This window comes from Kitasatospora hibisci, from assembly GCF_043950205.1.
In the GTDB taxonomy this organism is placed as follows: Bacteria; Actinomycetota; Actinomycetes; order Streptomycetales; family Streptomycetaceae; genus Kitasatospora; species Kitasatospora hibisci.
This window is the reverse complement of record NZ_CP171642.1, coordinates 4808329-4832453: the sequence shown is the minus strand read 5'-3', so window position 1 is coordinate 4832453 and position 24125 is coordinate 4808329. Positions and strand designations below refer to the sequence as shown.

Annotated in this window: 22 protein-coding genes; 5 read left to right on the top strand and 17 right to left on the bottom strand. The window is 73.5% G+C overall.

The window, feature by feature from the left end; genetic code table 11:
- Position 1: 1 nt before the first annotated feature.
- From ACF9IK_RS21095 to ACF9IK_RS21055, 9 genes are all read right to left on the bottom strand, one after another.
- Complete coding sequence (locus ACF9IK_RS21095; protein WP_395295725.1) at positions 2-1582, bottom strand: complex I subunit 4 family protein; 1581 nt, start codon at positions 1580-1582, stop codon at positions 2-4.
- Positions 1583-1654: 72 nt separating this feature from the next.
- Positions 1655-3694 carry an NADH-quinone oxidoreductase subunit 5 family protein gene (locus tag ACF9IK_RS21090; RefSeq protein WP_395295724.1) on the bottom strand — a complete coding sequence of 680 codons (2040 nt, stop codon included), beginning with the start codon at positions 3692-3694 and terminating at the stop codon, positions 1655-1657.
- Positions 3691-4059 (bottom strand): NADH-quinone oxidoreductase subunit NuoK, encoded by a 369-nt coding sequence (nuoK, locus tag ACF9IK_RS21085; RefSeq protein ID WP_395295723.1) that lies wholly within the window; start codon positions 4057-4059, stop codon positions 3691-3693. Before nuoK ends, ACF9IK_RS21090 begins: the two co-directional genes overlap by 4 nt.
- Positions 4059-4829, bottom strand: a complete 771-nt coding sequence (locus ACF9IK_RS21080) for an NADH-quinone oxidoreductase subunit J family protein (RefSeq protein WP_395295722.1) — start codon at positions 4827-4829, stop codon at positions 4059-4061. Before ACF9IK_RS21080 ends, nuoK begins: the two co-directional genes overlap by 1 nt.
- Entirely contained in the window at positions 4826-5398 is a 573-nt protein-coding gene (locus tag ACF9IK_RS21075; protein WP_395295721.1) for a NuoI/complex I 23 kDa subunit family protein, read from the bottom strand. Before ACF9IK_RS21075 ends, ACF9IK_RS21080 begins: the two co-directional genes overlap by 4 nt.
- Positions 5395-6348 (bottom strand): NADH-quinone oxidoreductase subunit NuoH, encoded by a 954-nt coding sequence (nuoH, locus tag ACF9IK_RS21070; protein WP_395298635.1) that lies wholly within the window; start codon positions 6346-6348, stop codon positions 5395-5397. The genes ACF9IK_RS21075 and nuoH overlap by 4 nt, the downstream gene beginning before the upstream one ends.
- 2 nt (positions 6349-6350) lie before the next feature.
- The gene (locus ACF9IK_RS21065; RefSeq protein WP_395295720.1) at positions 6351-7535 is read right to left on the bottom strand and encodes an NADH-quinone oxidoreductase subunit C; all 1185 of its coding nucleotides are present in this window, start codon (positions 7533-7535) and stop codon (positions 6351-6353) included.
- The gene (locus ACF9IK_RS21060; RefSeq protein ID WP_395295719.1) at positions 7532-8173 is read right to left on the bottom strand and encodes an NADH-quinone oxidoreductase subunit B; all 642 of its coding nucleotides are present in this window, start codon (positions 8171-8173) and stop codon (positions 7532-7534) included. Before ACF9IK_RS21060 ends, ACF9IK_RS21065 begins: the two co-directional genes overlap by 4 nt.
- Positions 8164-8580 carry an NADH-quinone oxidoreductase subunit A gene (locus ACF9IK_RS21055; protein ID WP_238863742.1) on the bottom strand — a complete coding sequence of 139 codons (417 nt, stop codon included), beginning with the start codon at positions 8578-8580 and terminating at the stop codon, positions 8164-8166. The genes ACF9IK_RS21060 and ACF9IK_RS21055 overlap by 10 nt, the downstream gene beginning before the upstream one ends.
- A gap of 394 nt (positions 8581-8974) precedes the next feature.
- Between ACF9IK_RS21055 and ACF9IK_RS21050 the strand changes: the two genes are divergently transcribed.
- Positions 8975-10114 (top strand): sensor histidine kinase, encoded by a 1140-nt coding sequence (locus tag ACF9IK_RS21050; protein WP_395298634.1) that lies wholly within the window; start codon positions 8975-8977, stop codon positions 10112-10114.
- Positions 10115-10255: 141 nt separating this feature from the next.
- Here ACF9IK_RS21050 and ACF9IK_RS21045 read toward each other — a convergent pair whose 3' ends face one another.
- Positions 10256-11350, bottom strand: a complete 1095-nt coding sequence (locus ACF9IK_RS21045; RefSeq protein ID WP_395298633.1) for a S1C family serine protease — start codon at positions 11348-11350, stop codon at positions 10256-10258.
- 192 nt (positions 11351-11542) lie between these two features.
- Here ACF9IK_RS21045 and galE point away from each other — a divergent pair, with 192 nt between their 5' ends.
- Positions 11543-12529 carry a UDP-glucose 4-epimerase GalE gene (gene galE, locus ACF9IK_RS21040; protein ID WP_395295718.1) on the top strand — a complete coding sequence of 329 codons (987 nt, stop codon included), beginning with the start codon at positions 11543-11545 and terminating at the stop codon, positions 12527-12529.
- Between the two features lie 88 nt (positions 12530-12617).
- Here the strand turns inward: galE and ACF9IK_RS21035 are convergent, their stop codons facing one another.
- Positions 12618-14999 (bottom strand): PQQ-binding-like beta-propeller repeat protein, encoded by a 2382-nt coding sequence (locus tag ACF9IK_RS21035; protein WP_395295717.1) that lies wholly within the window; start codon positions 14997-14999, stop codon positions 12618-12620.
- A 482-nt stretch (positions 15000-15481) separates the two neighbouring features.
- Between ACF9IK_RS21035 and ACF9IK_RS21030 the strand changes: the two genes are divergently transcribed.
- Complete coding sequence (locus ACF9IK_RS21030; RefSeq protein WP_395295716.1) at positions 15482-16129, top strand: TetR family transcriptional regulator; 648 nt, start codon at positions 15482-15484, stop codon at positions 16127-16129.
- Between the two features lie 282 nt (positions 16130-16411).
- On the opposite strand, the gene ACF9IK_RS21025 is transcribed toward ACF9IK_RS21030, so the two are convergent.
- The 6 genes from ACF9IK_RS21025 to ACF9IK_RS21000 all read right to left on the bottom strand — a co-directional run bounded on the left by ACF9IK_RS21025 (position 16412) and on the right by ACF9IK_RS21000 (position 22398).
- Complete coding sequence (locus tag ACF9IK_RS21025) at positions 16412-17356, bottom strand: beta-ketoacyl-ACP synthase III (RefSeq protein ID WP_395295715.1); 945 nt, start codon at positions 17354-17356, stop codon at positions 16412-16414.
- Positions 17357-17518: 162 nt separating this feature from the next.
- On the bottom strand, positions 17519-18808 hold the full coding sequence (locus tag ACF9IK_RS21020) for a L,D-transpeptidase family protein (RefSeq protein ID WP_395295714.1): 1290 nt from the start codon (positions 18806-18808) through the stop codon (positions 17519-17521).
- Positions 18809-18956: 148 nt separating this feature from the next.
- Positions 18957-20120, bottom strand: a complete 1164-nt coding sequence (gene mqnE / locus ACF9IK_RS21015) for an aminofutalosine synthase MqnE (RefSeq protein ID WP_395295713.1) — start codon at positions 20118-20120, stop codon at positions 18957-18959.
- 62 nt (positions 20121-20182) lie between these two features.
- Positions 20183-21145: a threonine ammonia-lyase gene (locus tag ACF9IK_RS21010; protein WP_395295712.1), complete on the bottom strand. Its 963-nt coding sequence runs from the start codon at positions 21143-21145 to the stop codon at positions 20183-20185.
- Positions 21146-21150: 5 nt separating this feature from the next.
- Positions 21151-21612, bottom strand: coding sequence for an Lrp/AsnC family transcriptional regulator (locus ACF9IK_RS21005; protein WP_313764280.1), 462 nt, complete (start codon positions 21610-21612; stop codon positions 21151-21153).
- Between the two features lie 129 nt (positions 21613-21741).
- Complete coding sequence (locus ACF9IK_RS21000) at positions 21742-22398, bottom strand: UbiX family flavin prenyltransferase (RefSeq protein ID WP_395295711.1); 657 nt, start codon at positions 22396-22398, stop codon at positions 21742-21744.
- Positions 22399-22485: 87 nt separating this feature from the next.
- Between ACF9IK_RS21000 and ACF9IK_RS20995 the strand changes: the two genes are divergently transcribed.
- Both ACF9IK_RS20995 and ACF9IK_RS20990 read left to right on the top strand, forming a co-directional pair.
- Positions 22486-23229, top strand: coding sequence for a cyclase family protein (locus ACF9IK_RS20995; protein WP_395295710.1), 744 nt, complete (start codon positions 22486-22488; stop codon positions 23227-23229).
- A gap of 76 nt (positions 23230-23305) precedes the next feature.
- Entirely contained in the window at positions 23306-24016 is a 711-nt protein-coding gene (locus ACF9IK_RS20990; RefSeq protein ID WP_395295709.1) for an MOSC domain-containing protein, read from the top strand.
- Positions 24017-24125: the final 109 nt, after the last annotated feature.

Sequence of the window (24125 nt, the reverse complement as noted above, 5' to 3'; positions counted from 1 at the left end):
CTCAGCCACCTCCGAGGAGGAGCTTGACGGCGGGTTCGGAGAGGCTCAGCAGGAGCGCGGGCCAGAGTCCGGCCAGCAGGGTGAGCGCGGCCAGCGGCGTCCAGCTGACCGCCTCGTACGGGCGCAGGTCCGCGAGCTCGGCCACCGGGGCGGGCTGCTCCGGGTCTCCCATGCAGACGCGTTTGACCACGACCAGCAGGTACGCGGCGGTGAGCAGGGTGCCGAGGCCGGCCAGGACCATGTAGGTGAGGAACGCGGGACGCGAGAGGCCGGCGGCCGGGTCGAAGGCGCCGAACATCGCGAGCAGCTCACCCCAGAAGCCGGCCAGGCCGGGCAGGCCGAGGCTCGCGACGGCGGCGAAGGCGAGCAGGGCGCCGATCCGCGGGGCCCGCCCGTAGAGCGCGCCGCCGGTGGAGCCGGCCAGGGTGTCGAGGTCGGCCGTGCCGTAGCGGTTCTTGAGCGCGCCCACCACGAAGAAGAGCAGACCGGTGATCAGGCCGTGGGCGATGTTGGCGAACAGCGCGCCGTTGACGCCCACCGTCGTGAGGGAGGCGATGCCCAGCAGGACGAAGCCCATGTGGCCGACGGAGGAGTACGCGATCAGGCGCTTGAGGTCGCCCTTGGAGCCCGGACGGGCGAGCGCGAGGCAGGCGAGCGAGCCGTAGACGATGCCGACGGCGGCGAACGCGCCCAGGTAGGGGGCGAGCGTCGCGGTGCCGTCGGGCACGACCGGAAGGAGGACGCGGACCAGGCCGTAGGTGCCCATCTTCAGCAGCACGCCGGCGAGCAGTACGGAGCCGATGGTCGGGGCCGCCGTGTGCGCGTCCGGGAGCCAGCTGTGCAGCGGCCAGGCGGGTGCCTTGACCGCGAGGCCGACCATGATCGCCAGCGCGGCGGTCACCTGGGTGGTGTGGCTCAGGCCGTTGCCCTGCGCGGCGGCCAGGGCCTGCATGTCGAAGGTGCCCGCCTTGCTGCCGACCAGCAGGAAGCCGAGCAGCATCACGGCCGAGCCGAGCAGCGTGTAGAGGATGAACCGGTTGGCGGCCGGCACCTTCGCCCCGCTCCCCCAGCGGGCGATCAGGAAGTACATCGGGATCAGCACGATCTCGAAGGCCAGGAAGAAGAGCAGGAGGTCCAGCACCGCGAAGGTGGCGAGCATGCCCACTTCGAGGAGGAGGAACAGCCCGACGAAGGACTGCGCCGACGGACGGCCCGAGCCGGGGGCCCCGCCCGGGGCGTCGCCCGAGGGCGGCCGCTTCTCCGAGTACAGCGCGCAGAGGAAGGTGAGCAGCGAGGTCAGCACGATCAGCGGCAGCGAGACGCCGTCCACGCCGAGGTGGAGCCGGACGCCGATGGCCGGGATCCAGGACACGTCCGTGGTGGCCTGCATCCGGGCGGGCTCGTCGTGGTCGAAGCCGGCCGCCAGCACGACGGTCAGCACGAGCACGGCACCGGTGACGACGCTGTTCAGCCGGAGCGCGCGCCGGTCGGCGACGGCCGCGTCGGCGCCGAACACCGGCGCCAGGGTCAGCGCGGCGCCGGCCAGCGGCAGCAGCAGGAGGGCGATGAGGACTGCGTTCATCGGGGGCTCCTACGGGCGGTGCGGGCGGCGGTGGACATCGGGGGGACCGGCGGGGCGGGATAGGGCATCCGGCTACACCGCCACCAGGACGGCCAGCAGGACGACGCCGGCGAGCAGCGCGCCGAGGTAGGTCTGTGCGTTGCCCGTCTGCGCGAGCCGGACGGCCCGGCCGAGCAGGTTGGCGCCGAGCCCGCTGCCGCGCACGTAGGTCTCGACGACCTCGCGGTCGAGGAAACGGACCAGCTGCGCGGCGGCGGCCACCGGGCGGACGAACAGCGCGCTGTAGAGCCGGTCGACGCCGAAGCCGTGCCGGGCCGGGCCGAACAGCGGGCCGAGCAGGGCGCGCCCGGGGTCGCCGACGATCACCTCGGCGGCCGGGGCCCCGGCCTGCTCGGGCACCCGGCGCGCGTCGGCCGGCTCGGTGCGGCCGGCCGCGACCCGCGCGGTGGCGGAGCGCCAGGCCCCGTACGCCAGCAGCGCACCGACCGCGGCGAGGCCGGTGCCGATCACGGCGGTGACGGGCGACGGGCGCAGCGAGCCGCCGTCCAGCAGCGCGGGCAGCCAGTCGGAGCGCAGGCCGAGCACCCCGAGGCCCATCGTGGGGAGGGCCAGCACCCAGAGCGGCCAGCGCATCGCGGGCGGCTCCGCGGTGGCCGGGTCGGCCTCGTCCACCTCGGGCGAGTACGGTGCGTCGGCCTCGTGGTCCGGCCGTCCCACCGCGGGGGCGGCGGCCGCGACGGCCGCCGGCGGGGTGTGGAAGGTGACCAGGAACATCCGGGCCGCGTAGGCCGCGGTGAGCAGCGCGGTGAGCGCGGCCGAGACCAGCACGATCCACCCGGCCGCCTCGGGGACGGCCGAGGCCGGGCCGAGCCCGTTGGTCAGCGCGTCGCCGTCGGCGGCGTGCTCGGCGGCGGTCAGCACCGCCTCCTTGCTGAAGAAGCCGGAGAACGGCGGGAGCCCGACCAGGGCGGCCAGCGCGATGCCCATCGTCCAGTAGGCGTCCGGGACGCGCTTGCGCAGCCCGGGCAGCCGGGACATCGCGGAGATCGAGTTGGTGTGCGCGGCGTGGATCACCACACCGGCGGCGAGGAACAGCAGTGCCTTGAAGACGCCGTGGGTGACCAGGTGGAAGACGGACGCCTCGCGGTCGCCGCTGGCCAGCGCACCGGCCATGTAGCCGAGCTGGCCGACGGTCGAGTAGGCGAGCACCCGCTTCAGGTCGTCCTGGGCGAGTGCGCAGAGCGCCGAGCCGATCATCGTCACGGCGGCCATGACCGCCAGCACGACCAGCGCCGCCCCGGAGAGCAGGAAGACCGGCAGCAGCCGGGCCACCAGGTAGATGCCGGCCGCCACCATGGTGGCGGCGTGGATCAGCGCGGAGACCGGCGTCGGACCGGCCATCGCGTCCGGGAGCCAGGTGTGCAGCGGGAACTGCGCACTCTTGCCCGCGACCCCGGCGAGCAGCAGCAGCGCGGTCAGCGTCGGGTGGCCGAGCCGGCCGTCGGTGGCGGCGGCCAGCACGTCCGGGATCCGGAAGCTGCCGGCGTCGGCGCCGAGCAGGAAGATCCCGAACAGGAACGGCACGTCGCCGAGCTTGGTGACCAGGAAGGCCTTCAGCGAGGCCGAGCGGGCGTCGGCGGTCTCCCAGTGGTGGCCGATCAGGAAGTACGAGCAGATGCCCATGACCTCCCAGCCGACCAGCAGCACGATCAGGTCGCCCGAGTAGACGACCAGGAGCATCGCCGCGGTGAAGAGCGAGACCAGCGCTGCGTACGAGGGGTAGCGCGGGTCGCCCTTGAGGTAGGCGGTCGAGTAGACCTGCACGCAGGTGGCGACCAGGCCGACCAGGACGGAGATCAGCGAGCTGTAGCCGTCCAGGTAGAAGCCCAGCGAGATCTCGGGGCCGCCGGTCGGCGCGAGCCGGGTGGCGGCGTCCAGGACCTGGCCGGTGCCGAGCTGGAGCGCGACCACCAGGGCGAGTACGGCCGAGGCGGCGACCGGCACGATCGCCAGCGGCTTGGCCAGCCCGCGCGCCTTCTTGCCGGTGGCGAGGGTTGCGGCGGCACCGAGGGCGGGCAGCGCGGGGACGAGGGCGGGCAGGGCGAGGTTCATGCGGCGGCCTGGCCCTTCAGCGCCTCGGCTCCGGTCGGCGCCTCCTCGGCGGTCTCGGCCGGGTCGCCGAGCTCGGTGGCCCGGTCGACGTCCGCGGTGCCCCGGGCCCGGAACAGCAGCAGGACGATGGCGAGCCCGAGACCGATCTCGGCGGCGGCGATGGTGATGGTGAACAGGGTGAGCGCCTGGCCGGCGTGCAGGGAGTCCCGCAGCCAGACGTCGAAGGCGACGAGGTTGAGGTTGACGGCGTTGAGCATCAGCTCGACGGACATCAGCACCAGGATGACGTTCCGCCGGGCGAGCACGCCGTAGACGCCGACGCTGAACAGCAGCACGGCGAGCACGGCGGGGTAGGCGAGGTGCATCAGCTCTCCTCCGCCGGGGTGGTCGCGGACGCGGTGGCAGCGGTCGGCGCGGTGGCAGCGGCCGCGGTCGGGGCCTCCGGGGCGGCCTTCGGCGTGGCGGCGGCGTCGGCCTTCGGTTCCGCGGCCCGCGGCGCGGTGGCGGCGACCGTCCCGTTGCCGCCCACCGGCCGGCCGGCCCTGATCCGGCCCGCCCGGGGCGGCGGCACCCGCCGCCCGGCCCCGCGCGACAGCACGATCGCGCCGATCAGCGCCGCCAGCAGCAGCACCGAGAGCGCCTCGAACGGCAGCACCCACGTGCGGAAGAGGCTCGCCCCGGTCACCGCGGCCGAGCCGCCGCCGGCGCCGAGGTCGATCCAGGACTTCCGGAAGGCGTCCACGACCAGGGTCACCAGGGTGCCGGCCGAGGCCAGCGCGACCACCAGGGCGACCCAGCGGTTCTTCGAGTCGGCGTCCGGCGAGCGCCCGATCGGCGCCTTGGTCAGCATCAGCCCGAACAGCACCAGCACGACCACCGAGCCGAGGTAGATCAGCACCTGCACCCAGGCGATGAACTCGGCGGTGAGCAGCAGGAACTCCACCGCCAGGCCGCCGAGCGCGGCGACCAGCCAGAGCGCGGCGTGCACCAGTTGCTTGGTGGTGACGGCGACCACGGCCGAGCCGAGCACCGCGATGCCGACCAGCAGGAAGACGATCTCGGCCCCGGTCGGGGAGAGGAACGAACGGGCGGCCGGGTCCAGCGACCCGGTCGCGGCGATCAGGGCGGCGCTCACTCGGCGTCCTCCTTCCCGTCCGGCTCCTCCGACGCGGCGGCCGCGGCGGCGGCCGCCGCCAGCTTGTCCGCCGCCTTGCGCGCGGTGGCGATCTCCTTGGGCTCCTCGGCCCCCGGGTCCAGCGCCGGCGGCGCCGGCACCGTCCACATCCACTCGCGGAGCTTGTCCCGCTCGTGGGTCAGCTCCAGGATGTCCGTCTCCGCGTACTCGAACTCCGGCGACCAGAAGAGCGCGTCGAACGGGCACACCTCGATGCAGATCCCGCAGTACATGCAGAGCGAGAAGTCGATGGCGAACCGGTCCAGCACGTTGCGGGTGCGGGCGCGGGCGTTCGGGTCCGCGGCCGGCAGCGTCTCCTTGTGGGAGTCGATGTAGATGCACCAGTCCGGGCACTCACGGGCGCAGAGCATGCAGACCGTGCAGTTCTCCTCCAGCAGCGCGATGACGCCGCGCGAGCGCGGCGGCAGCACCGGCTGCACGTCGGGGTACTGCGCGGTGACGCTCTTCCTCGTCATCGTCCGCAGGGTGACGGCCAGGCCCTTGGCCAGGCCGGAGCCGGGGAAGGTCATGAGATCGCCACCTTGATGACGCCGGTGAGGGCGAGCTGGACGAGGGCGAGCGGGATCAGCACGGTCCACGCGAACTTCATCAGCTGGTCCTCGCGCAGACGCGGATAGGTGACCCGCAGCCAGATGACGACGAAGGCCAGCGCGAAGGTCTTGAGGATGGTCCAGAGCCAGCCGAGCTGGTCCGGCAGCGGGCCGTGCCAGCCGCCCAGGAACAGCACCGCGGTCAGCCCGGACACCACCAGGATGCCCACGTACTCGGAGAGCAGGAAGAACGCGAAGCGCAGGCCGGTGTACTCGGTGTACGCCCCGAAGATGATCTCGGAGTCGGCCACCGGCATGTCGAACGGCGGGCGCTGCAGCTCGGCCAGGCCGGCGGTGAAGAAGACGAACGCGCCGATGAGCTGCCACGGGAGCCAGTACCACTCCCAGGCGTCCATGATCCCGGGCAGTGAGAGCGTGCCGGCGGCCATCGCCACGGAGGCGGCGGCGAGCACCATCGGCAGTTCGTAGGACATCAGCTGCGCGGCCGTGCGCAGGCCGCCGAGCAGCGAGAACTTGTTCGCCGAGGCCCAGCCGGCCATCAGCTTGCCGATCACGCCGATGCCCATCACGGCCAGCACGAAGAACAGGCCGGCGTCGACGGCCTGGCCGACGAAGCCGTCCGGGCCGACCGGGATCGCCAGCAGGACGAACAGGTACGGCAGCAGCGAGACGGCCGGGGCGATCTGGAAGATCCGGCGGTCCGCACCGGCCGGGACGATGTCCTCCTTCTGCGCGAACTTCACCCCGTCCGCGACCAGCTGGGCCCAGCCGTGGAAGCCGCCGGCGTACATCGGACCGAGCCGGCCCTGCATGTGCGCCATCACCTTGTGCTCGGTCTGGCCGATGATCAGGGGGAAGGAGAGGAAGACGACGAGCGTGGCGGCGCAGCGCAGCAACGTGTCGAGCAGGTTCACGTGCTGTCTCCGTCCTGGCCGGCCCGGTCGGCCGGCGTCTCGTCGGTCGTCCCGTCGGTCGTCCCGTCCGACGTGGGCCCGGCCTCCGGCGCGGGCTTCGGTTCGGGTGCCGCTTCGGGCTCCGGTTCGGGCTCCGGTTCGGGCTCCGCCCCGGTCGCCGCTTCCGGCTTCGTGCCGGGCTTCGCCCCGGGCTCGTCGTGCGCCGGCACGGGGTTGTGCCAGGGCGCGTCCGCGGACTGCGGCCGGGCCGGCGCCGGCCGGTCGGGCCTCGCCCCGGCGTCTGCGGAGTCGGTCCCCGCACCCGCCGCCTGGCTCGCGGAGCCGTCCGAGGCCGTCCTGGTCCGCCGCGGCCGGTCCGCCCGCACCGGCGGTGCGGTGCTCTCCGCCGCACCGACGACCGGCGCGCCTTCGACGGCCGCGCCCCCGGCCGCCTCGGCGGCCTGGCTCGCGGAACCCTCGGAGACCGACCTGGTCCGCCGCGGCCGGTCCGCCCGCACCGCGGCAGCACCCTCGGCCGCCCCGGCAGCGGCACCCGCACCGGCAGCAGCGGCCCGCGGCACCCGGGCCGCGCCCGCCGCCCGCGCACCGCGCGCGGGCCGCTCCGCGACCGGCGGCAGGGTGCCCTTGAGCGGCCCCCACTCGTTCGGGTCCGGCACGCCGGCCGGCTGCATCTTGCGCCGCGCCGGCCCGTCGCCGTGGTCGGACTCGCCCGGCTCCTTGGCACCCGGCCAGGCCTTGGCGACCCGGGCCGCGAGCACGAACTCCTTGCGCAGCGGGTACCCCTCGAAGCCGTCCGGCAGCAGCAGGGTGGCGAGGTAGGGGTGCCCGGGGAAGTCGATGCCGAACATCTCGTGCGTCTCGCGCTCGTGCCAGGCGGCGCCGGCGTACACCGGGACGGCCGTCGGCAGCGCGGCCCCGTCACGCGGCACACGGGTGCGCACCGCGAGGTGGCGCACACCCGGCGCGTCGGCGGAGGCGAGGTGGGCGACCACCGAGAAGCCCTCGGCCAGCTCGTCCACGGCGCTCAGCCAGTCGAAGAAGGAGAGCCCGAGGACGTCGCGGGCCGCGGTGAGGGCCTCGACCCAGTGCTCGGCGGGAACGTCGACGGTGATCAGCCCGTACGCCTCGGCGCCGGTGGCCCACTCGCCGACCGACGCCGCGTACTCCTCGGCGGTGCTCATGCGCCTCCTCCTTCCGAAGCGGCGTCCGGCCCGGCCACCAGCGGGCGGCGCAGTGCGGCGGCGGGCGCGGTGTACCGGCCCGGCAGGGACTCGGCGGCGATCTTCTCCTGGAGCTTGAGGACGCCCTGGAGCAGTGCCTCCGGCCGCGGCGGGCAGCCCGGGACGTAGACGTCGACCGGGATGATCTGGTCCACGCCCTTGGTGACCGAGTAGGAGTCCCAGTACGGGCCTCCGGAGTTGGAGCAGGCACCGAAGGAGATGACGTACTTCGGTTCGGGCATCTGCTCGTACAGGCGCTTCACCGCCGGGGCCATCTTGTCGGTGACGGTCCCCGAGACGATCATCAGATCGGCCTGGCGGGGGCCGGGCGCGAACGGGATGACACCCATCCGGATGAAGTCGTGCTTGGCCATGGACGCGGCGATGAACTCGATCGCGCAGCAGGCCAGGCCGAAGTTGAAGCACCAGAGGCTGTAGCGGCGCCCCCAGTTGAGGACGACCTTGACCGGGTCCGGTGCCAGCCGGGCCAGCGGGCCGATGGCGCGGCGCTCGACGGCCGCGCCGGGGCGGGACGGGTCGGGCAGGCCGAGCGGGACGGGGCCTCCGGCGCCGTGCGAGTGGTTGTGCGTCACGTCCATTCCAGAACGCCCTTCTTCCAGGCGTAGAGCAGCCCGACCGCGAGGAAGCCGATGAAGACGAACATCTCGATCAGCGTCCCGGCGCCGTACCCGGGGGCGGCGAAGACGGTCGCCCACGGGAACAGGTAGATCGCGTCGACTGCGAAGATCACGTACAGGAAGGCGTAGACGTAGTAACGGATCTGGGTGTGCGCCCAGTCCTCCCCGACCGGGTCCACACCGCACTCGTAGGCGAGGAGCTTCTCCGGCGAGTACACCACCGGCCGCAGCAGCCGGTTCGCGGTGAACGCCACGGCGACGAACAGCACGCCGACCACCGCGAGCAGGCCCATCGCGGCGTACGCGTCGAAGTAGCCGCTGCCGACCGCCGGGTCGGCAGCGACGGCAGCCGCCTGCTGCCCCTCCATGCCACTCGCCTCCACATCGGCCGTGGAAACCGCCCCTCGGGGCAGTTCTACGACGTTTCTTTACACGGTCATAACCATCGCCAATGCGTGAGTCTAAGTGCACGGCCGTCGACCACCGCACCCTGCCCGATCCGCAAGACAACCCGTGGACAGCCGCTGGACGCCCGGCGGACACGGGAGTGGCCACCGGGCGGGACGCGGGGGTGGGGATAACCCCCGCCCGGGAAGACGGAGCACCCCCATGGCCCCGAGCACCGCCGGCCCGGGAAGCTTGGATCACCAGCTCGACCGAGAGGGACGGTAGATCCAGATGAAGCCAGAGCACCGCGGCACCGCGGATGCCAGCGACGAGCAGGGTGCGCGCACGGAGCGCGCCCCGCTGTACGGCGCGCGGATGTGGCGGCAGGCCGGCCAGCTGCTGCTCAACCTTCCGGTCGGCATCGCCGGGTTCGTCTTCGCCGTCACGCTGCTCTCGATCGGCCTGGCCCTGTCGGTCACCGTGGTGGGGCTGCCGCTGCTCGCCGCCGGGCTGGCCGGGTGCCGGGCGCTGGGCGGCGCCGCCCGCCGCCGGGCCCGGTCGGTGCACGGCTCCGGGGTGAGCGAGCCGCCGCCGGTGTGCCGGACCCGCCCGGGGATCACCGGCTACGCGATCGCCCACCTGACCGACGCGCTGAGCTGGCGCTCGGCCCTCTACTGCGTGCTGCTGCTGCCCTGGGGCGTGCTGAGCTTCGCCCTGACGCTGGTCTGCGTGATCGCCGGCTGGCCGGTACTGCCCTGGGTGGTCCGCTTCGAGTCGGCGGTCGACCGGATGCTGGTGGAGACCCTGCTCTTCCCCGGGGCGCTCTCCGAGCGGGTGCGCGAGCTGGAGGACGACCGCGGCACGGTGGTCGACACCGCCGCCGCGGACCTGCGGCGGATCGAGCGGGACCTGCACGACGGCGCCCAGGCCCGGCTGGTGGCGCTGGCGATGGACCTCGGCATGGCCAAGGAACGGCTGCGGGAGACGGAGACGCCGGAGGACGTGCGGGCCGCCGCGCAGATGGTCGACAACGCGCACGGCGAGGTGAAGCTGGCCCTCCAGGAGCTGCGCGACCTGGCCCGCGGCATCCACCCGGCGGTGCTCACCGACCGCGGCCTGGACGCGGCGCTCTCCTCGGTGGCCGCCCGCTGCACCGTGCCGGGCGGGGTCAAGGTGCACGTCGAGCTGAGCGACGGCAACGGCGCGGTGGAGCGCCCGGACTCCGCGGTCGAGGGGATCGCCTACTTCACCGTGAGCGAGCTGCTGACCAACATCTCCAAGCACGCCGGCGCCGGATCCGCCACCGTGGACGTCTGGCGGGCCGGCGAGCAGCTGATGCTGCTGGTCCGGGACGACGGCAAGGGCGGCGCGGCCCCGTACCCGGGCAGCGGCCTGGCCGGGCTGGCCGAGCGGATCCGGGCCGTGGACGGGGTCTTCCTGGTGGAGAGCCCGCACGGCGGCCCGACCACCGTGACCGTCGAGCTTCCCTGGCGGACCCGGGCGGCCCGCCGCTGAGCCCCGGGGACGGAGACACGCGCCCGGGCGGCCGAAGCGGCCGGGAACCCCTCCGAGGCAGTGGGCGGGGTTCCCGGCCGCGACCCGTCCGGCGGCCGCCCGCGGACCCTTGCGCGGCGGGCGGGTGACCTCCGGCGGGGCCTAGGGGGTCGCCAGGGTGCCGAGGGTGACCTCGGTGCTCCTGGACTGGCCGTCGCGGGTGTAGGTGACGGTGGTCTTGTCGCCCGGGGAGAGCGAGGCCAGCGCGGTGGTGAGCGCGTTCAGCGAGTCGACCGGGGTGTCGCCGACCTTGGTGATCACGTCACCGGCCTGGAGGCCCGCCGCCTCGGCCGCGCCGCCCGCGGAGACCGCCACGACGACCGCGCCCGCCGGGCGGAACTCCTGGTCGAAGAAGGTCCGGGCGGTGATGCCCAGTGCGGCCCGGCCGGAGTTGGTGACCTTGCCGTCCTTGATCAGCTGGTCGGCGATGCGGGTGACGGTGGACGCCGGGATGGCGAAGCCGATCCCGGGCGCGGCGGCGGTCCCGTTGCTCTCGGGCTCGGTGGCGGCCAGCGTGTTGATGCCGATCACCTGGCCGTTCAGGTCGACCAGCGCGCCACCGCTGTTGCCGGGGTTGATCGCCGCCGAGGTCTGGACCATGTTGCCGATGGTGGCGCCCGGCGATCCGGGGCTGTCGGGTTCGGAGACGGTCCGGCCGGTGGCCGAGACGATGCCGTCCGTGACACTGCTGGAGAGCCCCAGCGGGCTGCCCATGGCCAGCGTGATCTGCCCGAGCTGGACCTTGCCGGAGTCGGCGAAGGAGGCCGGCTTGAGACCGCTCGGCGGGTCGGTCAGCCTGATCACCGCGAGGTCGGAGTCCGGGTAGCTGGCGACCAGGGTGGCGTCCAGCGGCTTGGTGCTGTTGGCCAGCGTGACCGTGAAGTTGGTCGCGTTGCCGACCACGTGGGCATTGGTGACGATGTCGCCCTTGTCGTTGTAGACGATCCCGGAACCGAGCCCGCTGCCGGTGGTGATCTGCACCACCGAGGGCAGCACGTCGGTGATCACCTTCCGGTAGGCCTCCTCCAGCTGGTTGGCGGGCCCGGTCGGCTGGGCGGGCGCGGTGGCGGTGGCGCCCGTGGTGGTGGCGGCCGGGGTGGTGGCGGCCGGGGACGACGCGGACGACGAGCCGCTGCTGCAGCCCGCCACGGCCGGCGCGGTGAGCACGGCGACGGCCGCCAGGACGGCCGTGCTCACGCCGAAGGCTCTGGGCCCGGTCGGCCGCGGCCCGGCCGGGATCGGGCGGGTGGGCTCCTTCTTGCGGTTCACCTTGGCTCCCTCCGATTCCCCACACAGAGATCTTTGTCAGCATTTCACCGAAATGTCCGAATGCTCTGCACCGACTCGCCCGGCCGCCTTTCCGACCGTACGGGCCCGTAAGATGCGGCCATGACTTGGTTGATCACCGGCGGCGCCGGATACATCGGCGGGCACGTGGTAGGGCAGCTCGTCGAGGCCGGCGAGCGCGTCGCCGTCCTCGACGACTTCAGCACCGGCGACCGCACCCGTCTGCCGGAGGGGGTCGCCCTGATCGAGGGCTCGACCCTGGACCGCGCCGTCCTCGACGCGGCCATCCGCGAGCACGCGGTGGAGGGCATCCTGCACTTCGCGGCGAAGAAGCAGGTCGGCGAGTCGGTCGAGAAGCCCTTCTTCTACTACCGCGAGAACGTCACCGGCCTGCAGACCGTGCTGGAGGCCGCGGCCGAGGGCGGCGTCAAGCGATTCCTCTTCTCCTCCTCCGCCGCCGTCTACGGCATGCCGGACGTCGACCTGGTCACCGAGTCCACCCCGTGCGCGCCGATGAGCCCGTACGGCGAGACCAAGCTCGCCGGCGAGTGGCTGGTCGCCGCGGCGGGGCAGGCCTACGGCATCTCCACCGTGGCGCTGCGCTACTTCAACGTGGCCGGTGCGGCCTCGCCGGAGCTCTCCGACGCCGGGGTCTTCAACCTGATCCCGATGGTCTTCGAGCGGTTCACCGCCGGTCAGGCCCCGCGCATCTTCGGCGCCGACTACCCGACGCCCGACGGCACCTGCGTGCGCGACTTCATCCACGTCTCCGACATCGCCTCCGCCCACGTCGCGGCCGCGAAGCGGCTCGCGTCCGACCCGGCCGGCGAGACCTCGCTGGTCCTCAACATCGGCCGCGGCGAGGGCGTCAGCGTCAAGGAGATGCTGGACGTGATCGGCAAGGTCACCGGCTACGACGCCACCGGCGAGGTCACCCCGCGCCGCCCCGGCGACCCGGCCCGGGTGGTCGCCTCCGCCGACCTGATCCGCCGCGAGCTGGACTGGACCGCCCGCTACGGCGTCGAGGAGATGGTGGCCTCGGCGTGGGAGGGCTGGTGCAGCCGCCACCCCGAGGCCCGCAAGAAGTAGCCCCGGGGCGGCAAGCCGCACCGAGCGGGGCGGGAGCCGTACGACGGCTCCCGCCCCGCTCCGTCAGCCGCTCCGTCAGCCGCTCCGGTCAGTGCGAGGGCACCGCCGTGCCGTAGAAGGCGTCGAGCGCGTAGACGCAGCGGTCCTTGCTGCCGACGAAGACCTTCCCGCCGACGGCCACCGGCGAGCCGGTCAGCTCGCCCTTGGTGCCGAGCTCCCAGCGCAGCTGACCGCTCGCCAGGTCCAGGGTGTGCAGCGAGTGGTCCCGGCTGCCCAGGTGCACCAGGCCGTCGGCCACCGCCGGCGAGCCGACGATCTCGCCCCGTGCGGTGTACCGCCACCGCTCCCGGCCGCCGGCCGCCTCGAAGGCGTACAGCACCTCGCCGCTGCCGACCAGCACCATGCCGTCGCCGACCACCACCGGCTCGGCACCCTGGCGGTTGCCGGTGACGCCGCGCCAGCGGTCCCGGCCGGTGGCCGCGTCCAGCGCGTACACGGTGCCGAGGTAGTCGGCGACGTACACCGCGTCCGCGTCCAGGGCTGGCGGGGTGAACAGCACCACCGGGGCGTCGAAGCGCCAGCGCTCGGTGCCACTCGCCGCGTCCAGCGCGTACACCCGGGTGCCGGCCGTCACGTACAGCACCCCGGCCCGTTCGGCCGGGCGGGCCGGCACGTCCTCGCCCACCGGGAAGGACCAGCGCAGGCCGCCGCCGCGCGCGTCCACGCAGCGCAGCCGCCCCCCGCCGTAGTAGTACGCGGAGCCGCCCACCAGCGCCGGGCCGGACTGCGGGTTCTCGTAGTCCTGCTGGGCGTCGTCGGCGCGCCAGAGCTCGGTGCCGTTCGCCGCCGAGCGCAGCTGCACCCCGCCGCCGCGGACGCCGCAGCAGAGGACGCCGTCGGCCGCGTCCAGCGAGTAGACCCAGCCGTCCAGCGAGTGGCGCCAGTGCTCGGCGCCCTCCGCGACGTCCACCGTGTACAGGTGCGGGCCGTCGGCGGCGTGCACCCGTCCGGCGTCCACCGCGAGTGCCCAGGCGACGTCCCGGGTCTTGTAGCGGCGCTGGCCGGAGGCGATGTCGAGGGCGTGCACCTCGAAGCTGGAGACGAACAGCGTGCCGTCGGCGACGACGGGGGTGCCCCAGACGTCGTTCGACATCCGGAACCGCCACGGGCGCCAGCGGGCGGCCCGCACCGGCGGCGGGGTGACCCGGCGGACCCAGTCGGTCTCGGCGGGCGCGGTGCCCGGCCCGGCCTGCTCGGCCCGCGGCCCCGGGCCTATCCGTACGGAGGCGCCCGACAGCTTGACCTCGGCCGCGCTCCCCCCGGCGGCGGGGGCCCGGTGGCTGCGGGGCGCGGCGATCTTCTCGGTGGCGGCCTCGGTGTCCGGCCCCGGCAGGGCCGGCGCGGCGTGCACCGGCCCGGTCCCGGGCGGGGCGTGCCGGCCGACGGGGTGCCTGGTCCGCGGGTCCTCCTGGAGCGGAACGCGCGGCGGCGCCGGCTGCGACAGCTGCGGCTCCGGGCGGGGCGGAGCCGGCTGGGGCTGCACCGGCACGGGCGGGGTCGGCTGGGCGAGCGGGGTCTGGCGGCGGCCGCGCTTGCGCTCGATCAGCTCCAGCGCGTTGGCCGGCAGCCAGTCGCCCGCCTCGCCGGAGGCGTCGTCCCGGGAGAAGAGGTGCGGGGCCAGCTCGCCCTGGATCTGCGCCGGGGTCGGCCGGTGCTCGGGGGACGGCCGCATGCAGGCGCGGACGAGGTCCACCAGCTCGGCCGGCAGGCCGGAGAGGTCGGGCTGCTCGCGCAGCAGCTGGAACACCGTCTCGACCGGGTTGGCGCCGCGGTAGGGCGGGTGGCCGGTGGCGCAGAAGACCAGCAGCGAGCCGAGCGAGAAGACGTCGCTGGCGCCGGTGACGCCGCGGCTGTCCCGGGCCTGCTCGGGCGACATGTACGCCGGGGTGCCGACCGCGACGTTGGTCATGGTCAGCCGGGTGCTGGAGACGCCGGCCGCGATGCCGAAGTCGATCACCCGTGGGCCGTCCTCGACCACCAGCACGTTCGAGGGCTTGAGATCGCGGTGGACCAGTCCGGCCGCGTGGATGGACTGCAGCGCCTCCGCGATGCCCGCGACCAGCCAGCGCACCGCGTCCACCGGCAGCGGCCCGCACTCACCGACAAGATCCTCCAGGGACGGCGCCGGGACGTACGCGGTGGCCAGCCAGGGCACCCGCGCGTCGGCGTCCGCGTCGACCACGGCCGCGGTGTAGAAGCCGCCGACCGTCTTGGCCGCCGCGATCTCCCGGGCGAAGCGGACCCGGAACAGCTCGTCCTCCGCCAGCTCCCCCCGGACGGTCTTGATGGCCACCCGCCGACCGGCGGGCGACCGCGCCAGGTAGACCAGCCCCATCCCACCCGCGCCGAGTCGCCCCAGCACCTCGAAGGGCCCGATCCGCCTCGGATCGTGCGCCGTCAGCTGGTCCACTCCGCTGCCACCTCCCCGTTTCCGCACCCGCCGCGTGGTGCCGGACCCGATTCTCCAATGCCGCCGGTCCCATCTCCAACCTCCCCCGCCCAGAGCCCCCTCCGGGCCGGTCTCGTGGATCGGCCCGGGCGGTCCTGATCCAGAAGGCCGGTCCCAGGCCCGTCACCGTCCGGTCAGTGGCGACGGAACGGCCGGATTCTGACGTCCGCTCCGTCGGCGGCTTGCGCCCGGCGGCTCCGGCACGCTCGCGCGCCACGACCGGATCGACCCCCGAAATCGTCACACACTGTCACCGGACCGCCCCTCAGCGAAGGGTCCGTCACGCTGTGGGGTCAAAAGCACACGGGGGGGCTCCATACCGGGCTGCCTGATCCCGGTGAATATCCGTCCGAACTGCTTCCGACCCCCCGGACGAACCCCCGAGCGGAGTAATTGTCACATCACCGAATCGCGCCAAGATCGTGCCGCGGTAAGCTGACGGCATGACAGGACAAGTTCGCACCGTCGACGGTCGCGTCGCCGGGCGACGCGGACAGGAGACGCGGCAGAAGCTGCTCGACTGCCTCCGCGAGATGCTCAGCACGTCGCCCTATCGGGACGTCAAGGTCATCGACGTCGCCCGTATGGCGGGTACCTCCCCCGCGACCTTCTACCAGTACTTCCCGGATGTCGAGGGCGCTGTCCTCGAAATCGCCGAGGAAATGGCCAAGGACGCCGACACCCTCAAAGAGCTGGTGGCCGGAAAGTCCTGGGCAGGGAAGTCCGGCACGGCCACTTCGGAAGAACTGGTCGACGGATTCCTCGCCTTCTGGCGCAAGAACGACGCCATTCTCCGAGTGGTCACGCTCGGTGCCGCCGAAGGGGACAAGCGGTTCTTCAAGATCCGCATGACGGTCCTCAACGCGGTCGCCAAGCCACTCACGGATGCCGTCAAGGAACTCCAGGCGAAGGGACAGGCCGACAAGTCACTCGACGCGGCCGCCGTCGCCGGGTCTCTGGTGTCGCTGCTCGCCTCGGCGGCCGAGCACCAGAAGGCCTTCACCTCCTGGGGCGTCAAGGTCAAGGACCTCAAGCCCAACCTCGCTCCCCTGGTGTACCTGGGCGTCACCGGCAAGAAGCCGCCCAGGTAGACCGATCCGCCTACTCACCCATCCGCTCCGCGCGCAGCCCCGGCCTCCTGTCCGGGGAACGACGGACGGCGGCCGTGTCCTCGGGGGAGGTCCGCCGGCGGTCCGCAGCGCGCCCGACATGCCGGTGGGCGGGCACCCTCCACGGGGTGCCCGCCCACCGGCATGTTCGCGTTCCCGGGCGCCACGGGCGCCCTCCAGGGGCCCGGAGGGGCCCAGCGCGCCCGAAGGGGCCCAAGGGGGCCGCGGGTGCGCGGGAGAGCCCCGCAGGGGCTCCCACGGCTCTCAGGGGCAGCGGACGACCTGGCCGGCGTACGCGAGGCCGCCGCCGAAGCCGAACAGCAGCACCGGGTCACCGGGCGACAGCTCGCCGCGCTCGACCAGCTTGGAGAACGCCAGCGGGATCGACGCGGCCGAGGTGTTGCCGGAGTCGACGACGTCCCGGGCCACCACCGCGTCGGTGACGCCCAGCCGGGACGCGATGGCGTCGATGATCCGCAGATTGGCCTGGTGCGGCACGAAGCCCTTGAGCTCGGCCGGGTCGATCCCGGCCTTCTCGCAGGCCTGCCGGGCCAGCGGGGCGATCTGGGTGGTCGCCCAGCGGAAGACCGACTGGCCCTGCTGGCTGATGACCGGGTCCCAGCCGGTGATCACCACGGCGTCGCCCCGCTCCGGCTCCGAGCCCCAGACCACCGGGCCGATGCCGGGCTCGGCGCCCTCCTCCTGGGCCTCCACCACCGCGGCCCCGGCGCCGTCACCGAAGATCACGCAGGTCGACCGGTCGGTCCAGTCGATGGTGTCCGACATCCGCTCGGCGCCGATCACCAGCGCGACGCGGGCCGCGCCGGCCCGGATCGCGTGGTCGGCGGTGGCCAGCGCGTACGAGAAGCCCGAGCAGACCGTGTTGATGTCGTAGGCGGCGGGCGCCCGCACGCCCAGGCGGGCGGCCACGGCGGCGGCGGTGTTGGGGCTGCGCTCGATCGCGGTGCAGGTGGCGACCACGACGAGGTCGATGTCGGCGGCGGTGCGGCCGCTGTTCGCCAGCGCCTTCTGGGCCGCCTCGGTCGCGAGGTCGACGAGCGTCTCGCCCTCGGCGATGTGCCGGGTCCGGATCCCGACCCGGCTGCGGATCCACTCGTCGTCGGTGTCGACCAGCACCGCCAGATCGTCGTTGGTGAGGACCTTGGGGGGCTGGTAGTGCCCGAGTGCCACAATGCGCGAACCGCTCATAAAGCCACTCAACCGGGTTACCCGCTGGTCAGCGGGGCGCGACCGGCTACAGGATCCGGCCCGGGAAGCTGTAGGAGGCCCACAAGAGCCGTTGCGGCGCCCGGGTCGTGGGCCGGCCGCCGTGGGAACGCGCGCGCGTCCGGCTGGCGTCCGCAGGGCCGCTCAGGCGGCCAGCGAGGCCGCGTCACCCATCACGATCACCGGGTGGGCGGCCGGGTCGAGGGTCCGGATCAGCTCGGCCATCTTGTCCTCGGGTATCGAGACGCAACCGTGGGTGGGGCCGTCGTGGTCGACGTGGATCCAGATGCCGCCGCCCTTCTTCGAACCCATCGGGCGGCGCGGGTCCAGCGGCGAGTTCCCGGGAACGCGGTTGTAGTTGATCGCGACCACGTAGTCGAAGGAGCCCTCCAGCTGGTCGCCGAAGAAGCCCGTCCCGGAGACCACGAAGGCCGGGTCCTTGTCGTACGGGAGCTTGCCCCCCGGGTCGGCCTTGCGGCCGCCCGCGTCGGTGAGGCTGAAGACACCGATCGGGCTGCGCAGGTCGCCCTCCTTGTGCTCGGTCGTCCAGCCGTTGTTGCCGTTGTGGCCCTGCCAGGTCTCGCCGGCCAGCCAGCGGCCCTCGGGGGTGCGGGTCCAGAGGGTGACGCTGTTCTTGTTGGCGTTCTTGTCCTGACCGGAGGCCAGCACCACCTGCGTGGTCTCGGCGGGTATCCGGGCGGTGAAGGCGGCGCCGAGCCCGGGTATCGCGGCCACCGAGGCGTCCGGCCGGGCCTCGCTGCGGGCAGCGGCGGGGGCCTCGGCCTGCCGGTCGGCGGCGGCCTGGGCGGCGGGCCCCGCGGCCTGCGGGGCGGGCTGGTCCGGGGTGGAGACGCCCTCGGGCCCGGGGCCGTCGGCGGCCGTGAGGCCGGGCTTGGCGCCGTCCTGGCCGACGGTGTACCAGCCGGCGGCCGCCGCGAGCAGCAGCGCGGTGCCGGCGGTGATGGCTTTGCCGTGACGCTTCTTCTTGGGCTTGCGCCGGTGGCCTCGGGCTGCCGTCCGGGAGCCGACCGGGGCCGGGGCGTCGGACGCGGCGGGGGCCGCGGACGGCTCGGGCGCCGGGGCGGGGGCGGGCACGAAGACGGAGTCCCGGTCGTAGGAGGGGCCCTGCCCGTGGGCGGGGTCCGCCTCGTGGCCGGGGTACGGCCGGAACGGCTGGTCGTAGGCGTCGAAGCCGGTGTCGGAGCCGTCATGGCTCCCGTAGCCACCGTAGCCCTGGTGGACCTCGTGGCCCCCGTACGCCTGGTACGCGCCGTACGACTGGTTCCCGCCGGTCCCGTACTGCTCCGAGGTGTCGTACGCCGCCGGGTACGACGCCTGCTCGTACACCCCGTGGGACGGCTGCGGCACCTCGTATCCCGGCTCGTGCATCGGCTCGTACGGCGGGTACGTGGTGGCGCGATGGGAACCGGACATGTGGCCGATCCTGCCAAACCAACGGCCCGTAGGGAAACCCGGGGTCTGTGCGGGGGCGGTGAAGGCTGTGCCGACCCCGTGGAGACGAACCGTCCCCCGGGCCTCGGCGCGGGCCCGGGGGGCGGTGGAATGCGCTGGTGGGAGCGGGTCAGAGGCGCATGGCCTGCGGGGTCTCCCGACGCGTCAGATCCGGGCCGTCGTACTCCCGGATGACCTCGTAGCGGGTGTTCCGCTCGACCGGGCGGAAGCCGGCGTCCCGGATCAGGCCGAGCAGGTCGTCGCGGCCGAGCTTGTTCGGGGTCCCGAAGTTGTCCGCGTCGTGGGTGATCTTGTACTCGACCACCGAGCCGTCCATGTCGTCCGCGCCGTGGCTGAGCGCCAGCTGCGCGGTGGTGATGCCGTGCATCACCCAGAAGACCTTGACGTGCGGCACGTTGTCGAAGAGCAGCCGGGAGACCGCGAAGGTCTTCAGCGCCTCGGCGCCGGTGGCCATCTCCGTGCGGGCCATCAGCTTGTTGCGCACGACGCCGTCCTTGGAGTCGTGGAAGTCGTGCTGGTAGCGCAGCGGGATGAAGACCTGGAAGCCGCCGGTCTCGTCCTGCAGCTCGCGCAGCCGCAGCACGTGGTCGACCCGGTGGCGCGGCTCCTCGATGTGGCCGTAGAGCATCGTCGACGGCGTCTTGAGGCCCTTGCCGTGGGCGAGCCGGTGGATCCGCGACCAGTCCTCCCAGTGGGTGTCGTGGTCGACGATGTGCTGGCGGACCTCCCAGTCGAAGATCTCGGCGCCGCCGCCGGTCAGCGACTCCAGGCCGGCGTCGATCAGCTCGTCCAGGATCTCGTCGGCCGACAGGCCGCTGATCCGCTCGAACCAGTGGATCTCGGTGGCGGTGAAGGCCTTCAGCGAGACGTTCGGCAGCGCAGCCTTCAGCTCCCGCAGCGAGCGGGGGTAGTAGCGCCACGGCAGGGTCGGGTGCAGCCCGTTGACGATGTGCAGCTCGGTGAGCGAGTCCACCTCCATGGCCTTGGCCAGGCGGACGGCCTCCTCGATGCGCATCGTGTACGCATCCTTCTCGCCCGGCTTGCGCTGGAACGAGCAGTACGCGCAGGACGCGCTGCACACGTTGGTCATGTTGAGGTGGCGGTTGACGTTGAAGTGGACGACGTCGCCGTTCTTCTGCGTCCGCACGTGATGGGCGAGGCCGCCCAGCCACGCCAGGTCGTCGCTCTCGTAGAGCGCGATCCCGTCCTCACGGGTCAGCCGCTCACCCGCGTAGACCTTCGCCTCCAGCTCGCGCTTGAGCCCTGCGTCCATGCGGTGCCCCGCCTCCTCCGACTTCGAATCAATGCCGGAACGAGCGTACGCCTATGCCCTGCTCAGACTGCGAGCAGCTCCGAGAGCAACGCCGGGTCGATGTTGCCGCCGGAGACCACCGCCGCCACGACCTGCCCGCCGACCTCGTCCGAACGGTGGAAGTACGCGGCCGGCGCCACCGCGCCGGAGGGCTCCGCGACCAGCCGGCCGCGCCGGGCGAGCAGTGCCACCGTGGCCCGGATCTCGGCCTCGGAGACGGTCACGATGTCGTCCACGTAGGCGGTGAGGTGCTGGAACGGCAGCTCTCCGACGGACGGCGTGCGCAGGCCGTCCGCGATGGTCCGGTAGGTGTCGGCGACCGGCCAGCTGAGCCGCTCGCCGGCCCGCAGGCTGGCCTGCGCGTCGGCGGCCAGCTCGGGCTCGACGCCGACCACCCGGACGCCCGGGCGGGTGAGCTTGAGCGCGGCCGCCGTCCCGGAGATCAGGCCGCCGCCGCTGACCGGCACCAGCACGGTGTCCAGCTCGGCCGGGGCGTCCTCGGCGATTTCCAGGCCCACCGTGCCCTGGCCCGCGATGATGTACGGGTCGTCGTAGGGCGGCACCCAGACGTAGCCGTGCCGCTCGGCCAGCTCGACCGGCAGCGTGTCCCGCTCCTCCGGCGCGACGACGACCACCTCGGCGCCGAACGCGCGGGTCGCGTCGATCTTCACCCCCGGCGAGGTGTCCGGCATGACGATGACGGCCTTGATGCCGAGCAGCCCGGCCGCGTACGCCACCGCCTGCGCGTGGTTGCCGCTGGACTGGGCGACCACGCCGCGGGCCCGCTCCTGCTCGGTGAGCGCGGCGAGCCGGTTGTAGGCGCCACGGGTCTTGAAGGCGCCGGTCGGCTGGAGGTTCTCCGGCTTGAGCCAGAGCCGGCGCTCCCCGGAGCCCGCCCAGGGGGCGGGGACCAGCGGGGTCCGTACCGCGACCCCGGCGATCCGCTGCCGAGCCGCCCGCAGCTCCTCCAGTCCGACCAGTGCCATCGCGTTCACTCCCCTTCGACGAGCGGGAGTTCGCTGACCCGGTTCTCCCACTTCGTGGAGAGTACGACGGTGGTGCGGGTCCGGGCCACGCCCTTCGTGCCCGAGATCCGCTTCACCACCGACTCCAGGCCGGCCACGTCGGCCACCCGGACCTTGAGCATGTAGGAGTCGTCACCGGCGATGAACCAGCAGTCCTCGACCTCGCTGAGGTCCTTCAGCCGGAACGCGACGTCCTCGTGGTCGGCCGCGTCGGTGAGCTGAAGGCCGATCAGGGCCGTGACGCCGAAGCCGAGCGAGGCCGGGTTGACCGTCGCCCGGTAGCCGGTGATGACCCCGGCCTGCTCCAGCCGGTTGATCCGGTCCGTGACGCTCGGGCCGGAGAGGCCCACCAGTCGGCCCAGCTCGGCGTAGGACGCACGGCCGTTCTCCCGGAGCGCCTGGATGAGCTGTCTGTCCACCGTGTCCATATACCGTCCGCGTCCTTCCGAACCTCACCAGACCCACAGATCATTATCCGGATTCAAAGGCGCCGTGCGCGGAACAACCCGGATATCGCAGAGAACATACTCTCCCGGTTTCCGCTTGCTCACGCCCCCTCACTCCGGTGGCGCGGCGTCGCGGGCGGCCGCACCCAACTCACCCTCCCAGCGCCGGTACAGCGTGTGCGGCACCCCGACGGCGTCCAGCACCCGGCCGGCCACGAAATCGACCAGTTCGCGGACGGTGGAGCCGCCGGCGTAGAAGCCGGGCGAGGCGGGGAGCACGACGGCGCCCTGCGCGTCCAACTCGACCAGGTGCTTCAGGGTCACCCCGTTGAGCGGCGTCTCGCGGACGCAGACCACCAGCGGGCGGCGCTCCTTGAGGGTGACGCTGGCGACCCGCTGCAGCAGGTCCTTGCTCAGCCCGAGCGCGATCCCGGCCACCGCGCCGGTGGTGGCCGGCACGACCAGCATGCCCTTGGCCGGGTAGGAGCCGCTGGACGGCCCGGCCGCGAAGTCCCCGGCCGACCAGTAGCGCACGTCGTCGAGCTCGCCGGGGTCGGTGCCCAGCCAGGCGGCCAGGTCCGTGCGCCAGTGCGCGTCGCGGAAGGAGATGCCGGTCTCGTCCAGGATGGTGAGCCGGGCCGCCCGGCTGACCACGAGGTCCACCGCCTCCCCCGCGCCGAGCAGCGCCCGGATCACGGAGGCGGCGTACGGCGTTCCGGACGCGCCCGAGACCCCGACCACCCACGGCTGACGCTTCGCTGTTCCCATGCCCCCTTTCTATACGGCGGGCCCCGCTTCCATCCGGCGGGCCCCGCGGCGGCTCCGTCCGGCGTCACCCCTGCGAGGATGGGCGGCATGGCAGCGACCCTCGTCGACCTCACCCACCAGGTGACCACCGCGATGCCGGTCTACCCGGGCGATCCGGCCGTCGTCCTGGAACCGGCCCTGACCACCGCCACGGCCGGGGTGAACGTGCTGGCCCTGCACCTCGGCTCGCAGTCCGGCACCCACGTGGACGCGCCGTACCACGTGGACGTCACCTGGCCCACCCTGGACGGCCTGCCGCTGGAGCGGTTCACCGGTCCGGCGGTCGTGGCCGACCTGCGCGGCCTGGAGCCGCGCACCGAGCTGACGCCGGAGCTGCTCGCCCCCGCGCTGGAGCGGGCCGGGGCCGGCACCGTACTGCTGCTGGCCACCGGCTGGGCCCGGCACTGGGGCACCGACGCCTACCTCGCCCACCCCAGCCTGACCACCGAGGCCGCCGAGGCGATCGTCGCGGCCGGGGTGCGGACGGTCGGGGTCGACGCGCTCAGCGTCGATCCCACCCCCGACCCCGGCCCCGGCGATCCGGCGGTGGCCGCACTGCTGGCGGACCTGACCGACGAGCACGACCAGCCGGGCGCCGCGGAACCCACGCTGGCCGCGCACCGGGTGCTGCTGGGCGCGCCCGGCGGCGGGGTGATCGCGGAGAACCTGACCGACCTGCGGGAGCTGCTCGACGCGCAGCAGGCCGGACGACCGGTGGAGGTCTCGCTGTTCCCGCTGAGACTGGTGGCGGCCGACGGCGCGCCGGTCCGGGCGGTGGCGCGGCTGGGCTGAGTGCCCACCCGTGCCGAAGGCCCGCCGGACGCTTGGTCTAGACCATCCCCGGCGGGCGCCGCTACGCTGTCAGCCCATGGCAGAGATCATCGGAGTGATCGAGCAGCTGTGGCGCTACCCCGTGAAGTCCACCGGCGGCGAGCGGATCGACTCCATCGAGGTCGACGACCGCGGACTGGCCGGCGACCGCCTCTACGCCGTGCGCGACGGGGCCGGCAAACTCGGCTCCGGGAAGAACACCCGGCGCTTCCGCCGGATGGACGGCCTGCTCCGCCTCTCCTCCCGGCTCGGCCACCGGCTCGACCGCCCCGAGCTCCTCGACCCGCTCGGCCGGCCGGTCGCCGATCCCACCGCCTTCCTGCGCGCCTACCTCCAGCGCCCGGACGTCGCGCTCGCCCGCGAGGACGCCGTCTCCCACTTCGACCAGCTGCCGGTCAGCGTGCTCACCACCGCCACCCTGGACTGGGTGCGCGAGGCCGCGCCCTCCGCCGTGGTGGACGAGCGCCGGTTCCGCCCCAACGTCCTGCTCCGCACCCCGCCCGGCACCCCGCCGTTCGTCGAGGACACCTGGTTCGGCCGGGAGGGGCGCGGCGGGACCGGGGTCCGGCTCACCTTCGTCCGGGCCAGCGAGCGCTGCGCGATGACCACCGCCGCCCAGCCCGGGCTGCCGCACGCGCCGGAGATCCTCAAGGCCGTCGTCCACGCCCACGACTGCCGGCTCGACGCCCTGGCCGAGGTGGCCGCACCCGGACGGCTCAGCGTCGGTGACGCCCTCTCACTCGGCTGATCCGCCCCCGGGAGCGGAAAACCGCAGGTCAGGACGGCCGCAAAAGATTCTCGAAAAAGTTCGGAACCCACCTGCAACCCCCGCGGCCCCCACACGTCTGTGTAAGTGA

Coding starts and splice junctions, on each gene's coding strand:
- ACF9IK_RS21095 (WP_395295725.1), bottom strand. CDS start 1,582: ATGAACGCAGTCCTCATCGCCCTCCTGCTGCTGCCGCTGGCCGGCGCC.
- ACF9IK_RS21090 (WP_395295724.1), bottom strand. CDS start 3,694: ATGAACCTCGCCCTGCCCGCCCTCGTCCCCGCGCTGCCCGCCCTCGGT.
- nuoK (WP_395295723.1), bottom strand. CDS start 4,059: ATGCACCTCGCCTACCCCGCCGTGCTCGCCGTGCTGCTGTTCAGCGTC.
- ACF9IK_RS21075 (WP_395295721.1), bottom strand. CDS start 5,398: ATGACCTTCCCCGGCTCCGGCCTGGCCAAGGGCCTGGCCGTCACCCTG.
- ACF9IK_RS21065 (WP_395295720.1), bottom strand. CDS start 7,535: ATGAGCACCGCCGAGGAGTACGCGGCGTCGGTCGGCGAGTGGGCCACC.
- ACF9IK_RS21060 (WP_395295719.1), bottom strand. CDS start 8,173: ATGGACGTGACGCACAACCACTCGCACGGCGCCGGAGGCCCCGTCCCG.
- ACF9IK_RS21055 (WP_238863742.1), bottom strand. CDS start 8,580: ATGGAGGGGCAGCAGGCGGCTGCCGTCGCTGCCGACCCGGCGGTCGGC.
- ACF9IK_RS21050 (WP_395298634.1), top strand. CDS start 8,975: ATGTGGCGGCAGGCCGGCCAGCTGCTGCTCAACCTTCCGGTCGGCATC.
- galE (WP_395295718.1), top strand. CDS start 11,543: ATGACTTGGTTGATCACCGGCGGCGCCGGATACATCGGCGGGCACGTG.
- ACF9IK_RS21030 (WP_395295716.1), top strand. CDS start 15,482: ATGACAGGACAAGTTCGCACCGTCGACGGTCGCGTCGCCGGGCGACGC.
- ACF9IK_RS21025 (WP_395295715.1), bottom strand. CDS start 17,356: ATGAGCGGTTCGCGCATTGTGGCACTCGGGCACTACCAGCCCCCCAAG.
- ACF9IK_RS21020 (WP_395295714.1), bottom strand. CDS start 18,808: ATGTCCGGTTCCCATCGCGCCACCACGTACCCGCCGTACGAGCCGATG.
- mqnE (WP_395295713.1), bottom strand. CDS start 20,120: ATGGACGCAGGGCTCAAGCGCGAGCTGGAGGCGAAGGTCTACGCGGGT.
- ACF9IK_RS21010 (WP_395295712.1), bottom strand. CDS start 21,145: ATGGCACTGGTCGGACTGGAGGAGCTGCGGGCGGCTCGGCAGCGGATC.
- ACF9IK_RS21005 (WP_313764280.1), bottom strand. CDS start 21,612: ATGGACACGGTGGACAGACAGCTCATCCAGGCGCTCCGGGAGAACGGC.
- ACF9IK_RS21000 (WP_395295711.1), bottom strand. CDS start 22,398: ATGGGAACAGCGAAGCGTCAGCCGTGGGTGGTCGGGGTCTCGGGCGCG.
- ACF9IK_RS20995 (WP_395295710.1), top strand. CDS start 22,486: ATGGCAGCGACCCTCGTCGACCTCACCCACCAGGTGACCACCGCGATG.
- ACF9IK_RS20990 (WP_395295709.1), top strand. CDS start 23,306: ATGGCAGAGATCATCGGAGTGATCGAGCAGCTGTGGCGCTACCCCGTG.